The following is a 13,294-nucleotide window of genomic DNA, read 5'->3' as shown; positions in this document are numbered from 1 at the left end:
CCTGAATAAATACTGCGTTGGATTAACCAAGGTTAACGACTGACGTAGATCGGAAGCGTGAACCAGAAGCAGCTTCCTTCTCCTTTTGTACTCTGAACCCCGATCTCGCCACCATGGAGTTCCACAATCGATTGAGCGATGGCAAGGCCAAGCCCGGCCCCCCCATTGCTCTTGCTACGTGATTTGTCAATTCGATAAAAACGTTCAAATATACGCGAAGTTTCCTCCGCTTCAATGCCTTCCCCTTCATCCGTAACTGAAATTCGTATAAACGGCCCCTTTTCTTCGGCAGCCAGAATGATTTTCCCTTCAATAGGAGAGTATTGAATGGCATTTTGCAGCAAATTGGAAAGGACCCGCTTCATTTGTGCAGGCATCATGACCGCGGCTGGTAATTTATCGGGCAAATCGATTTCAACGTTCAGCGTTTTCTCGGCGAGATGAAACGAAAAACTCTCCAACGTACTGAGCAGCAACTCATCGACGTGACAAGGCTGAGGGTCAAATACCTCCCCTTGCGCTTCCAGGCTGGATAATTCAAACAAATCTTGAATAAGCCCTCCCAAACGCTTCGTCTCAAGTCGTATCGTGTTCAGGTAACGTTGAAAGGTTTCTTTATCCTTAATGACATCATCCTCCAACGCTTCGACGAATGACTGAATGGATGCCAATGGAGTCCGTAAATCATGGGAAACATTGGCGATCAACTCTCGTCTGGCGGTTTCTGAGTGATGCAGATGATCAAAGCTTTCCTTCAGCTTGGAACTCATTTCATTAAATTGCTGTGCCAGAAGCTTAAATTCCTGCGTACCGATGAGAGGGACTTCCGTATGGAAATCCCCTTCGGCAATTCGTATAGTCTGCTGTGTAATACGCGCAATTGATTTCTCTAATGGCTTAGTCAGCAAATATTGAAGAATAAACGAAAGTAAGCCTACCCCTGCCGTTATAGCCGATAACCAATACAATTGTTCGATCGTAAGCAGCATTTTGGAATAACTGATGAACAAACAAATTAATAATACGCCAATGCCCGTGAGACTGGACAACACCAAGTATGTGCGAAGTTTCATGAACTACCACCCGCAAACTTGTATCCTATGCCCCAAACTGTTTTAATATATTTTGGATCAGAAGGATTCTGTTCGATCTTCTCTCGTAATCTCCGAACATGTACAGTCACCGTTGTTGTATCTCCCTCATAGCTAAAATCCCAAATCTTGCTTAACATCTGATTACGGGAGAACACCTGACCCGGGTGACTTGCCAGCAAATACAACATCTCAAACTCTGTAACGGTCAATTCAATTACCTGCCCGCTGATATGCACTTCACGCTTGGTAAAATCAATGGTAAGCCCTTCATAATTGATCGTATATTCAGATGTTGTAACAGGTGATGCCTGCGCAGTTCGCATTCTCCGCAGGATTGCCTTTACACGTAAAACAAGTTCTCTCGGACTAAATGGTTTGGTCAGATAATCATCCGCCCCCATCGTCAGTCCCATCAGACGGTCCTGTTCCTCACCCCGGGCCGTCAGCATTACAATGGGCACATCCTCAGTTTGCCGAATCTCGTTGCAAACTTCCCAGCCATTCTTATGTGGCATCATCAGGTCGAGCACAATCAAGCTTGGCGTTTCGCTGTGCCACAGCTCAATAGCCTCCAAACCGTCCTTAGCCGTCACGACAAGATAACCTTCCCGTTCCAGATACCTGCGACAAACGTCCGTAATATTTGTATCATCATCAGCAACAAGTACACATTCATTCAAACGAACCCACCCCATATTCCAGAAAATACATTTGAGCCAATCATATCATATGGTGATGGCGATGCTTAGCCCTTAAATTACTTCATTACCATGGCGGGCATCATGTATTGTTTAATTACAGACTCAGCCGCATACGAATTCCCTTCATGGATGACAGGCATCGATTTCAAGTTAACTTGCATACCGTCTACCATGATTTTTTTCGATCCAATCCACAATTTAATCGTTTTTCCCGCAGGCATCATCGTTTCTTCCATCATCATGTCGTCTTTCATCATCTTATCGTCTTTCATCTTCATGTCATCTTCCATCATGTTGTCGTCTTTCATCATCATGTCATCTTCCATCATGTTGTCGTCTTTCATCATCTTGTCGTCCATTTTGCCCATATACATCAGAGTTACAGATCTATCCTTGCTGTCCCACATAATGCTGTAATCATACATTTTCGCCGCCTGTCTCAATTGAACAAGCTCCATGCCATCCTTTTTAATCGTTTTCATATCTGCAGCACTTGCCAATCCAGAAAAGGCCATAGACATCACCAATACCGCTGCTACCATCACTTTTTTGCTCTTATTTGTTTTCATCATTCTTATCACTCTCCATTCGTTTATTACTTACATGGATTACAATAAGCAAGACAGCTTACGATTCTCTAAGCGAAGTATTACGAAACCATTACGATATATAAATGGGGTCAGGTTTCAATAAAAAAACGGTTGAAATCTCTCTTACGAGAGACTCCAACCGTTTCTTCTAGGTCAAACGAATAAAATCAATCATGGATCGAACCTCGATCGGTCCCGGATTTGATATCACATCATTAGACTGCAATCCCTCTCTGGAAGTGAACTGCACCTTCACCGGAATGCCAGGAATCAAGTCGAAGAAGTTATCTGAGAAGACACCCTCCACATCCGAAGATAACCATACCTGTTTAGCAAGCACGTCACTTTCCAGTACCAGATGAACGCCGTTCTCATCCGCTCCTCCGCTTACATTGATGTTTGCAGGCTGCAGAGCAAGGTCTTTGGACGGTACAAAATAGTGTTCCTGTACGATATTCGCAGCACCTTCCTGTTTCAGATCCAGGCGCAGCAGCGTGTTAGCTGTATCATGACCTTCAAGCCATTCCACGTTACGTAATGACAGCACTCGATCACCTGTATTAGATGCCAAGGTCACGTCATGTGTTTCATCACAATGCACCGTTCCATCGAACCCGAGCAAACGAATCTGTAACTGCCCTTTTACAGGTTGTAATTGATCCGAGATGATATATATATCTGTTGTATCTTCTTTTGTTCCATCTACCGATACCAACACATCGCTGAAGCTGCGTTTCGCATAATATTGCAATGCTTTCCAACGACCAAGGTAGTCCATACCTGCCCATGAAGCCACTGGCCAGCAGTCATTCATTTGCCAGTAAAGTGTGCCCATGCAGAATGGTTTGCGGCGACGGTGCGCTTCAATGGCTGTCTTCATCGCTTCCGCTTGAAGCACCTGACTCATATACAGGAACGATGGGAAGTCCTTCGATTCATGCATGTACATATCCATATACTGTTTGATCAGACGATTACCTGCTCCATTCTTTTGATGAGCCAACATGACTTCCGATTCCAGAGCCAGATCCTCTTCTTCTGCATAAGTGCGTACTGACTTGTACTCCGGGAAAGACTGGAATCCGTATTCACTCATGAAACGACCCACATGCACGTTGTAGTTTTCGAATGGTTCTACATTGTGCCACACGCCCCAGTAATGGATATCCCCTTCAGCTGTGGATGGGTGCGCATGTTGCGTCTCATCCCCTGTCAGTGATACCAGTGGTGAGGAAGGCCAGTAATCCACACCTGGCGCATACGCTTCAACGACTTCTGGCAGCAGATCATGGAAGATGGCTTCGTAATCGGCCCAGATGCTTTCACGCTGCTCGGCAGTAAATTCCTTTTTCCAACCCCAGCCACCATTCTCAACATAGTGAGCCCAAGCCGAATCAATCTCGTTGTTCCCACACCAGAGTGCAATACTTGGATGGTTGCGCAGACGTTTCACATTATCAATCGCCTCATGTCTCACACTGTTCAGGAACGCTTCATCTCCTGGATACATGCTGCATGCAAACATGAAGTCTTGCCATACCAGGATTCCGTATTCATCACACAGTTCGTAGAACACATCCTGCTCATAGATTCCGCCACCCCACACGCGCAGCATATTCATATTGGACTCGGCTGCGGATACGATCTCATGACGATAACGTTCATGAGTAATTTCAGTGATGAAGCTATCATTTGGAATGTGATTGGCCCCTTTGCCAAAGACCGCAACCCCGTTTAATTCAAAATAAAAGGATGCTCCTGCTTCATCTTTGTCACGTACCAAGCGAATGGAACGAAGCCCAGTCTTCACTGTAGATTCAGCCACAGCTCGCTCACCTTGAAGCACTTCGGTAAGGAAGGTGTACATATGCGGATCACCAAGCCCACGGCTCCACCACAGTTTCGGTTCATCCATGGAGATTGGAATCTCCACAGTCTGAGTTCCGGGTTGTAGTGATACGGATCTTTCCCATCTCTGTCCATCTGCGCCGATACGAATAATCGTATCTACCGCTTGTGATGTCTCGACTTCCACAACAGCAGTTAATGAAGCTGAGGTAGCGCTTACTTCATTTTGCTGGATATACACATCATTGATTCGTACCTGTGTCCAACCTTCAAGACGTGCTTCACGCCAGATCCCACTGGTTACAAAACGCGGACCCCAGTCCCAACCATAGTGATACGGGGCTTTACGTGCAAAAATACTTACTCTCTTGTCGCCAAGTCCGCCAACATCGGACTGATCATTCGATGCCGGTAATGCATATCCGAGCTTCTCTAGCTTCGGCAGATCTTCCTGAATTGGTGACCGAAAACGTATTCGGAGAATGTTGCTTTTCCCCTTCAATACAGACTTTACATCTGCCTTCCATACTCGGAACATATTATCTGCTGATAACACATGCACCTCATTCACATACACATCAGCATATGTATCCAGACCATCAAACACCAGTTCCAGATGTTCCTGCGAGAACAACGTTTCGGCAACGTCAAATTCCGTCTGATATTCCCAATCTATCTTATCAATCCATTGTACTTCCTTCTCGTTTGTTCCATAAAAAGGATCTGGAATCTTGCCCAGCTTCAGCAAATCTGTATGCACACAGCCGGGCACCTGAGCCGGCATCCACTCTTGATCTTCGCAAGCCTTGAACGTCCAATTCTGAAAAACATGTGATTGTATTGTGCTCATGACAGCCTCCATTGTTGTTAGAGTTGGTAAACATTATTTTGTTAGGTTTTGTTATTATAAAAACAAATAACTTACAAAACAAAATTAACACGATATGCTTCTTATAGTCAATCTGTTTTGTAATTTAATTTATTATTTGGTTTCTGCATACCAAAAAGACATGAAGCTCTAACCTCTCCATGTCTTTCACCTGATTTCATTTACCCGTATGATCATTGTTAAAATGACCCTTAAATTCATATCCCATTACTGTATACTGGCGTTATATTCATCACGAATAATTAATTCCGAATAGATCAGCTTGCGTTCATAAGGCTCATCGAGATGTTTAATCCGCCACAATAGCTGATCTACTGCTCTCGTTCCCAGATTCTCTTTGTTAATATGTACCGAAGCAAGAATGGGTTCATCCGTCTGCGTATTGTCAAATCCGGTTACGGCACAGCGTTCGGGCACCTGAATGCCTCGACTTTGGAGTGCCTGAATGACAATGACAGCTGTATGGTCATTTGCACATACGATAACTTCAGGTATATCCTCCAGTTCCATTTCAGCAATGGATCTCCGGATCTCATCATACTCTGGTCCCAGCAAGCCTTCTTGCTGTTTCCCCTCCAACTGCTTCTCTTCCAGCACCGTACGATATCCAAGCCAGCGTTCTCTAAAACTTGCCGCATCGGGCAGTTGCCCTGCAAACTGGAACCTTCTATATCCTTTTCCAACGAGCATAAGAACCAGTTCTTTCATACATTTCATATTGTCCGTAAAAACCGAGTCTGCGTATATGGCAGGGTCTTCATGATCCACCATGACAAGCGGAATACGCAGCCTGTAAATCTCCAGCAATACCGATGTCGAGATGGTACCCACGGTAATGACTCCGCTGATCGCTTCGGGATTAAGGACCGAGAACATCCGATCTGAAGAGGGTTCTGTCAGCGTTAAAATATCCATTCCCTTCTCATTCAACCTCTCAGAAATGCCATCAAATACTGGCCCCCAGTATAAGGAAGATCGATTCTGAGAACGAACGTTAGGAAACAAAATCAATATCGTGCCTTGTCGCTCCGCTTCTGGCTTCATCTCAGCTGATATCTGTGTCTCCCCCGGATAACGCTTAGGCTCAGTTCTGAAATACCCAAGCTGCCCCGCCGTTCTGACAATCATCTCGCGTGTATGCTCACTCACACCAGGCTTGCCCGTCAGCGCACGGGAGACTGCGAATTTGGACACCCCCGCAGCATCCGCAATTTGCTGCATCGTTACTCTTTTGGCCATCCTACTCACCCGTTTTTCCTAATTTTCCATTCAGTGTAGCATAAAAAACAAAAATCAACAAAACAAGGTTATGTTATTCTGTTTTTGTTAGGTAGTTGTTTATCTGTTTCACAAGGTGTTCGACATAACCAAAAAAGGCCCTCTCCCCACCTTCCATAGAAGATGACGAAAGGACCCTTGTCCCCCAATTATACGCCTGATACTCCCTGATCGCCAAGTTCCGACTGTAAAACAGGGCGTTTTCTGCGCCAGAAGATAGGCTGTGGAAGTTTGATCTCTGTGATCAGAACACCGACCAACATCAAAGCTGCTCCCACATACCCTTGCAACGTTAGCGATTCCCCTTGAAAGGTAAATGCAAAGGCTGCTGCAAACAGTGGTTCTAGTGAAAAAATCAGACTTGTTCTTGTAGGAGAGGCATGACGCTGCGCGAGTGTCTGCAGAATATACCCCAAGCCGCTACACAAAACACCTAACCCAAGAATGGCTGCCCAGGATTCAGCCGTATCGGGCATACGTGGCGTTTCCAGCATAAATGTAGCTGCAATTCCCCACATCGCTGCAACACCTAATTGAACTGTCCCCAATGTTAGTGGATCATGCTTCGGTGTGAACTTGCCAGCAATCATGATATAGATGGCATACACAAGTGCTGCTAGTATGCAGAGAATATCCCCCGTGTGCAGACTAAGCTGATGCTGAAGCGTCAGCAAGCCAAGCCCGGTAACGGCAACCAGGATACTGAGCGTCAATCGTTTATCCGGCATACGACGATGCTGGATCGTCGTCAGGATCGGTACAAAAATAACGGCCAAGCTTATCAGGAATCCCGCTTGGGATGTCGTGGTTCGTTGCACACCATAGGTGATGAATACAAATGCAGCGAATAAAGCTGTCCCCATAATAGCGCCTGCCACAAGTGTTCTGCGATCCATGTTAAACAACCGCCGATGAAAAAGAAGTCCTGCGGCAATAAAGGCAATTCCGAAACGAAATGCGACCAGATTCAATTCTTGCATGGACTCCAGGCCCGATTTCATAAACAGATAGGAAGATCCCCATATAACCGTTGCGAGCAGCATCTGTATGTCCGCTCTTCTTGTTGTCTGACCTTGATTAACCTGTACACCATTCATCTTGCTTCAACCTTCATTCTATGTATTCTGAGCTGTGTGATCGTGCGTCAAACTAACTCGCCTTGGCAAGTATAAACCATCTCTTTGCATTATAAAAATGAATATTTATAATGTATTATATGAAATAAATTCATTCATCAAAAATGGGAAGGAACGGAACCATTCATGTCACTAATCAAATACGAAATTTTGAATACCGTTGTGGAATATGGCAGTCTCACCAAAGCGGCAGAAGCGTTGAACATCACCCAATCCGCAGTCAGCCATGCCATCGCCAGTCTGGAGACAGAATGCGGTTTTTCCCTGCTCCATCGCAGCCGCTCGGGTGTGCGGGTTACCGGTGAAGGGGAACGCATTCTGGGATACACACGTGAGATTCTGCGCTGGACGGAACTCATGAACCAGGAAATTTCCCTCATTCGCGGCGCGGAGATTGGTACAGTGCGTATTGGTACCTTCGCAAGTGTCTCCACACAATGGTTGCCGGGCATCCTGAAACAATTTCGCCTGCGTCATCCCGGAATTGAGATTAAGCTGTGGGAGGGCGATTATGCTGAGATTGAGGGCTGGCTGGCTGGAGGTGCCATCGATCTCGGATTTCTGTCCCTCGGCGATTCATCACCTTTTGAGACGATCCCATTGCAAAAAGACAGGATGATGTGTATCCTGCCTCTTGATCATCCTCTCGCCTCAGAGGAGTCTGTTTCGTTTGATATTCTGCTGGAGCAACCCTTTATTCTGCCCAAGTGGGGCGGAGATAACGAGATAGAACGACTGATCCGGCAGCATGCGGCCAAGCTCAATGTCGTCTATGAAGTCGCAGAAGATCAAGCCATCATGGCGATGGTCCGGAATGGTCTCGGAATCAGTTTGCTGCCGGAAATGGTACTTCAAAATCATACTGATTCACTCGCGCTCGTGCCACTCACTGGAGATCCTTATCGTACGATTGGCATGGCCTGCCCATCTTTGGGCAATCTATCGCCCGCTACGCGACGTTTTATAGAAGAGGTGCAACAGTGGCTTGGCCCGGCTATGTAAATTTGGAGAACTCACTACCTCTGTCGTTAAGATCCATTTCTCCTATCCGATACTCACAAATTGGATAACACCAAGAGTCAGCAACAGTACAGATATAATCGCAATCGTGATGCCAAAACCAATCAGGAAGCGCACGCCAGGTGAGCGTTTGTTCTGATGGCTGCCTCCCAGGTTATCCAGCTTTTTCTCAATTTGATCCAACTTTTCATTTACCTGTTTCAGATCTTGATTGGAGTTCATTCATCCATCTCCCTTTTCTGTGTATTCGATCTATTCCCACACCCGATCGAGCTGATCTGCGTAGTAACGGATGGCTCTGTTATAGTCATTGATTCTCTTGTCACTTGATGTGTCCGCAAGTTGCACGAGCAGTCGTTGCATCGCTTCTGCATGTTCACCCAGATTGTAGAGCACCATGGCATAGAAAACTTCAAATTCCCGGTACGCCGGGAATTCTGTCAAGCCCGTTTCAAACCAAGCCTTTGCCTGCTCATACTGTCCAAGCGTTCGATATGTACTGCCTAGTCCGAGTATTGCACCTGCTCTGTCCTCGCCAGAAAGTCCAAGACTCAGTGCCTTCTCATAATGCGGAACAGCTTCCCGCTCCAATCCAAGCGAATCATGTGCCCAAGCCAGCTGATACCAGACATTCGCATTCTCGGGTTCCTGGACTGTAATCTCTTGCAGTAGTTCAATCGCTTCCTGCACCTTACCTTCTTGTCTCCATCGCACGGCCTGTTCCAAATTACTCATGCTGTCACTTCCCATCTTACATTATAATTTCCACATATATGATTCAATTGTTTTATTATACCAAAAAAGCACCCCAGAGAATATGTTGTAACAACTCAAGGTTGTCCAAACGCTATTCCATAGTGTGCTTTTTCATTCAATGCAGCCAGCTAGTTTAAGCTGAAATCTCTCTGAAAACGATCTGTTCATCGTCTAATTAAGACCATACCGTATTCGCTACCATAACAATAAATACAAGCATGAGATAGTTCACCGAGATCAGAAAGTTTACTTTTGCCCACTTCTCATCATCCTGTGTCTTCAGTCCGCTAAGTGTATGCACGAACCAGATCAATCCACCGACCAGAGATACAATCAGAAATACCAGACCTACGTAGTCGTAATAATACAACAGGAATACAGCAGGAAGCAGCAGAAAAACATAAGGAATCATCTGAAACTTGGTGCGTTTCACCCCTTTAACCACTGGCAACAACGGGAAGCCAGCAGCACGATACTCCTCTACCCGGCGAATACCCAATGACCAGAAGTGTGGTGGTTGCCACAAGAATAATAGTGCAAATAGCAACCAGGCACCTGCATCAATCTCATTGGTTACAGACGTATAACCGATGACAGGCGGCATTGCTCCTGCAATTCCACCCAGCGACGTGCTCCACGTCGAACTGCGTTTCAACCACATCGTGTAAATCACGATGTAAGCGAACCACCCAAGCAGTGCCATCCACCCTGATAACGGATTCACCAGGAAAAATAGTACTGCTAGTCCCACAACACCAAGGATAATGCCATAGCCAAGTACAAACCCTGGCTTCAGATGGTTAATGTAATCCATCCTTTTTTTGGTGCGCTCCATCTTTTGGTCCAATTCACGATCCCAATAATTGTTGATTACACAAGCTGAAGCAATAACCAAGGTTGATCCAATCACGACCATGAGCAGAGATAACCAGTTGATATCCCATTTTGAAGCTACCCAGAATCCTACCGCCACCGCAAACACATTTAACCTTAGAAGTCCGGGCTTAGTTAATGCAATCATGTCTTTAAGCATGAGGCTCCTCCTGAACTATGTAAAAACGCCATTCCAATAATGATACATGTACCTACCATTAATTACAATCGCTTTCATGAATTTGTCATAACCAAAAAGCATCCCTCACCGTTCCAATGAACAGGAGGAATGCTTAAATGATGAATTTCATCTTATTTTATGGGATGTATTGTTGCACAATTTTAGTCACTTTTCCGTCCTGCACCGTCAGATGATACGGGAATACGGACAGATCAAGAATACGGGTATTCTCATACAACGATTCGAACTTGGATAATGTCACGGGTTCATTCCACTGAATGTCTGCGCCCTGCATCGTACCATCCCGATCATACAACTGCATCAACACTTCAGCATTGGCACTAACTTCAACTTGTTCCTGCTCTTTGCTGTCATTGACAATATAGTAACCATCTGGAGCACCGTCTATACCTGCTTCCGGATTGCGCTGTGCAAAAATCGCATCGGCTTCTTCACCCTGATACCAGCCAATCTTGTCCACTGTCATAAACAATTTGCCGTCTTCTATATGCATACCTTCAACATAGGCTGTAAACATCTCGGAGTTTGCAACTTGAGCTTCTTTCGCAGAAGGTTGTTGAGCGTCCGTACTACCTTGAGCATTCGCAGGGGTAAGTAAATATGTAGTCAGCACAATCATGCCAAGTAAAGCAACAACTGCACCGATCATTCCTAGTTTCCATTGTTTTGTCGCGTTCTTCATAGGTAACATCTCTCCTTAATATGAACGTTACTATTCCTTAACCGGAAGTCTTGCTTCTCAAACGCTCATGTGAACTATCGATTCCAACGTTCTTTCTTTTCCTATCATACTTCGAACAGGGATTATAAAAGTATCAGCCAGATTAAAAATAGTTACAATGTGCGTCATCACTCCTGTCTGTAGTCTCCGTAAACGGCAATAACCCCTGAAGGCATCGCCATTCAGAGGTTATTAACTTACTAATCTTAATGATTGGGTGTGGAGCTTTGTGCCAAACGAACGAGCATATGAGCCAGCATGTGACGTTCATCTTCCTTGCCGACATTCCACAGCTCCTGAAGCAGTTTTTCTTCACGATTACGTGGTTCCTCCCGAGCTGCCAGATAATCCGCTACTTTCTCGGCAATTTTGGCCATCTGCTCCTCACTTAGTCCAATCGATTCTCCCATGGCAATTCGCTTACCCAGGTATTCTTTGAATGCATCAAAGTTCTGTAAAATCTGTTCTCTTTCTTCCGGCGCAATCTTCTCAATTGCATTGTCCACCTTGTCAGTTGATACTTGGCCATCTTTATGGATTACATGATTTTCTTCATTCATTTGAATAACCTCCTGCATAATAGTTATTTATTGGTTTCAAGCTTTAAACTTAATACTCATTGGTTATCTATAATATAAACGTATTGCAGAAGTTTAATCAGTACGTTCAATTCTGTATATATCTTCTATATATGAGCAAGTACACGTTTCAAAAGAACTACAGTGGTTAATCGTTTACATATACGTAACGGTGTTTGGATATGTTAATGAACACCTTATACAATATCGAACCAGGAGGGATTTCCCATGCGTGATAAAACCAAACATGAGAAGACAAACGATGAACTTGAACCAGGAGTGAATACCGTTATCCATCCAGACAAAAACAATCCCGGACCAACCGATATGATCGAAGGCGTGGTTGGTGATATCGTGGACAACATTCGCAAAGATTTCTCACATAACTCGAAGGACAAGAGTTCTTCTTCCAAGTCAACGGATTCATCGGATAAACAAGCGTAATCCTTTTCTCCCTAGCAAAAGATAGCTCAAAAAGTCCTCCTGCCACATGCATGGCTTGGGAGGACTTTTTTGGTAATGAGCAATGGAATAATCAACCTCATAGTTGGAGGTGAAATTCATCGTGAATCCTTGGTCATCTGCTGTAACGCCTTATGAATCCAGATCGCGGCAATGGAACCTTCACCCATCGCAACGGTTGCTTGTTCTGCGTGCAGGCCCAGATCCCCGGCAATCCACACATTAGTCGCTGCCTGCAAGCTGCGCGGATCGGCTTCCACATGTTTATTATCTGCGATTACAGCTCCCAGCTGCTCCGCCAGTTCATAGTGTACCCGGTTGCCTCCAAATGCGATAAATCCACGCTCCGACTCAAAAATCTGCCCATCTTCGGTCAGAACACCGGTGATATAGCCATCCTCAATCTGTTGTACTTCCTGAACAGCCGCTTCCAGATAACGAACTCCCGCCTCTTTCATGCTCCGATGCAGCTCTGCAGATATGGGAGCCTGCTCATGATTGATATATAACAGATCATTCGTACGCTGAATTAAAATCATCGCCATATTGGCACCTGGTTCGCCAGATCCCAATAGTACCGTACGTTGATCCTGAATCTCATAACCATCGCAATCAGGGCAGACATACACCGTTCGGCCCAGCGTAGGGGTTAGTCCCGGAATGTCCGGAACTCTATCCGTGAGCCCCGTTGCCAATAACACGGTTTTGCTCCTATATTCAGTTCCTGAAGTACCGAACAATTGGATCATCTCTCCATGACGTCCTGCTTTAACAATACGGTCTTTCTCAAAAGATACACCGGTCCGCTCTGCCTGCATCCTGCCTCGTTTTCTAAGCTCTTCACCGGATACCCCATCGGGGAAACCGAGGATATTATGATAAGTCCGGCATAACGTCGATCTGCCTTCTCCCGCGTCGATTACCAACACCTGATGAGCTGAATAACGTCCAAGCTGAATGGCTGCCTGAAGCCCTGCGAGCCCTCCACCTACAATTATGCAATCAACCTCTCGCATGCTCCTTCTCCTCCTGAACTTCCATTTATCTAATTTAATTAAACAGTTTGTCCTTATATACATTAAACCGTTCAGCCAAGCTTAAACGATTCCTCATATTCCTTATCTTATACCAAAATAAACAGGCCCA

14 protein-coding genes are annotated in these 13,294 nt (G+C 45.3%); 2 read left to right on the top strand and 12 right to left on the bottom strand.

From position 1 onward, the window contains the following. Positions 1-32: 32 nt before the first annotated feature. The 6 genes from CXK86_RS14130 to CXK86_RS14105 form a co-directional block, all read right to left on the bottom strand. Positions 33-1,073 (bottom strand): sensor histidine kinase, encoded by a 1,041-nt coding sequence (locus tag CXK86_RS14130; protein WP_017688949.1) that lies wholly within the window; start codon positions 1,071-1,073, stop codon positions 33-35. Continuing rightward, positions 1,070-1,774 (bottom strand): response regulator transcription factor, encoded by a 705-nt coding sequence (locus CXK86_RS14125; protein WP_101313886.1) that lies wholly within the window; start codon positions 1,772-1,774, stop codon positions 1,070-1,072. Before CXK86_RS14125 ends, CXK86_RS14130 begins: the two co-directional genes overlap by 4 nt. A gap of 77 nt (positions 1,775-1,851) precedes the next feature. Then, complete coding sequence (locus tag CXK86_RS14120) at positions 1,852-2,367, bottom strand: hypothetical protein (protein WP_101313885.1); 516 nt, start codon at positions 2,365-2,367, stop codon at positions 1,852-1,854. Between the two features lie 166 nt (positions 2,368-2,533). Beyond that, positions 2,534-5,083: a beta-mannosidase gene (locus CXK86_RS14115; protein ID WP_101313884.1), complete on the bottom strand. Its 2,550-nt coding sequence runs from the start codon at positions 5,081-5,083 to the stop codon at positions 2,534-2,536. A gap of 246 nt (positions 5,084-5,329) precedes the next feature. Continuing rightward, complete coding sequence (locus CXK86_RS14110; RefSeq protein ID WP_101313883.1) at positions 5,330-6,361, bottom strand: LacI family DNA-binding transcriptional regulator; 1,032 nt, start codon at positions 6,359-6,361, stop codon at positions 5,330-5,332. 188 nt (positions 6,362-6,549) lie between these two features. Continuing rightward, positions 6,550-7,497: a DMT family transporter gene (locus CXK86_RS14105; RefSeq protein ID WP_101313882.1), complete on the bottom strand. Its 948-nt coding sequence runs from the start codon at positions 7,495-7,497 to the stop codon at positions 6,550-6,552. Between the two features lie 165 nt (positions 7,498-7,662). Here CXK86_RS14105 and CXK86_RS14100 point away from each other — a divergent pair, with 165 nt between their 5' ends. Continuing rightward, entirely contained in the window at positions 7,663-8,538 is an 876-nt protein-coding gene (locus tag CXK86_RS14100) for a LysR family transcriptional regulator (RefSeq protein WP_101313881.1), read from the top strand. 42 nt (positions 8,539-8,580) lie between these two features. Here the strand turns inward: CXK86_RS14100 and CXK86_RS14095 are convergent, their stop codons facing one another. From CXK86_RS14095 to CXK86_RS14075, 5 genes are all read right to left on the bottom strand, one after another. Beyond that, the gene (locus CXK86_RS14095; protein WP_101313880.1) at positions 8,581-8,778 is read right to left on the bottom strand and encodes a hypothetical protein; all 198 of its coding nucleotides are present in this window, start codon (positions 8,776-8,778) and stop codon (positions 8,581-8,583) included. A gap of 30 nt (positions 8,779-8,808) precedes the next feature. After that, positions 8,809-9,291, bottom strand: coding sequence for a tetratricopeptide repeat protein (locus CXK86_RS14090; RefSeq protein ID WP_101313879.1), 483 nt, complete (start codon positions 9,289-9,291; stop codon positions 8,809-8,811). Between the two features lie 196 nt (positions 9,292-9,487). After that, positions 9,488-10,345 carry a heme o synthase gene (gene cyoE / locus CXK86_RS14085; protein ID WP_076318604.1) on the bottom strand — a complete coding sequence of 286 codons (858 nt, stop codon included), beginning with the start codon at positions 10,343-10,345 and terminating at the stop codon, positions 9,488-9,490. Positions 10,346-10,502: 157 nt separating this feature from the next. Beyond that, positions 10,503-11,069, bottom strand: a complete 567-nt coding sequence (locus tag CXK86_RS14080) for a hypothetical protein (protein WP_036609022.1) — start codon at positions 11,067-11,069, stop codon at positions 10,503-10,505. Between the two features lie 245 nt (positions 11,070-11,314). Next, complete coding sequence (locus CXK86_RS14075; RefSeq protein WP_036609024.1) at positions 11,315-11,668, bottom strand: DUF3243 domain-containing protein; 354 nt, start codon at positions 11,666-11,668, stop codon at positions 11,315-11,317. A 246-nt stretch (positions 11,669-11,914) separates the two neighbouring features. Here CXK86_RS14075 and CXK86_RS14070 point away from each other — a divergent pair, with 246 nt between their 5' ends. Further along, positions 11,915-12,130: a hypothetical protein gene (locus CXK86_RS14070; RefSeq protein WP_036670540.1), complete on the top strand. Its 216-nt coding sequence runs from the start codon at positions 11,915-11,917 to the stop codon at positions 12,128-12,130. A gap of 116 nt (positions 12,131-12,246) precedes the next feature. Here the strand turns inward: CXK86_RS14070 and CXK86_RS14065 are convergent, their stop codons facing one another. Beyond that, positions 12,247-13,164, bottom strand: a complete 918-nt coding sequence (locus CXK86_RS14065; protein WP_101313878.1) for an NAD(P)/FAD-dependent oxidoreductase — start codon at positions 13,162-13,164, stop codon at positions 12,247-12,249. Between the last annotated feature and the right edge of the window lie 130 nt (positions 13,165-13,294).

The sequence above is a fragment of the Paenibacillus sp. BGI2013 genome (assembly GCF_002843485.1).
Taxonomy (GTDB): domain Bacteria; phylum Bacillota; class Bacilli; order Paenibacillales; family Paenibacillaceae; genus Paenibacillus; species Paenibacillus amylolyticus.
This window is presented reverse-complemented; position numbering and strand designations above follow the sequence as displayed.

Bases quoted from the DNA above. Each gene is read 5' to 3' on its own strand.
- CXK86_RS14130 (WP_017688949.1), bottom strand. From the start codon at position 1,073: ATGAAACTTCGCACATACTTGGTGTTGTCCAGTCTCACGGGCATTGGC.
- CXK86_RS14120 (WP_101313885.1), bottom strand. From the start codon at position 2,367: ATGATGAAAACAAATAAGAGCAAAAAAGTGATGGTAGCAGCGGTATTG.
- CXK86_RS14115 (WP_101313884.1), bottom strand. From the start codon at position 5,083: ATGAGCACAATACAATCACATGTTTTTCAGAATTGGACGTTCAAGGCT.
- CXK86_RS14110 (WP_101313883.1), bottom strand. From the start codon at position 6,361: ATGGCCAAAAGAGTAACGATGCAGCAAATTGCGGATGCTGCGGGGGTG.
- CXK86_RS14105 (WP_101313882.1), bottom strand. From the start codon at position 7,497: ATGAATGGTGTACAGGTTAATCAAGGTCAGACAACAAGAAGAGCGGAC.
- CXK86_RS14100 (WP_101313881.1), top strand. From the start codon at position 7,663: ATGTCACTAATCAAATACGAAATTTTGAATACCGTTGTGGAATATGGC.
- CXK86_RS14095 (WP_101313880.1), bottom strand. From the start codon at position 8,778: ATGAACTCCAATCAAGATCTGAAACAGGTAAATGAAAAGTTGGATCAA.
- CXK86_RS14090 (WP_101313879.1), bottom strand. From the start codon at position 9,291: ATGAGTAATTTGGAACAGGCCGTGCGATGGAGACAAGAAGGTAAGGTG.
- cyoE (WP_076318604.1), bottom strand. From the start codon at position 10,345: ATGCTTAAAGACATGATTGCATTAACTAAGCCCGGACTTCTAAGGTTA.
- CXK86_RS14080 (WP_036609022.1), bottom strand. From the start codon at position 11,069: ATGAAGAACGCGACAAAACAATGGAAACTAGGAATGATCGGTGCAGTT.
- CXK86_RS14075 (WP_036609024.1), bottom strand. From the start codon at position 11,668: ATGAATGAAGAAAATCATGTAATCCATAAAGATGGCCAAGTATCAACT.
- CXK86_RS14070 (WP_036670540.1), top strand. From the start codon at position 11,915: ATGCGTGATAAAACCAAACATGAGAAGACAAACGATGAACTTGAACCA.
- CXK86_RS14065 (WP_101313878.1), bottom strand. From the start codon at position 13,164: ATGCGAGAGGTTGATTGCATAATTGTAGGTGGAGGGCTCGCAGGGCTT.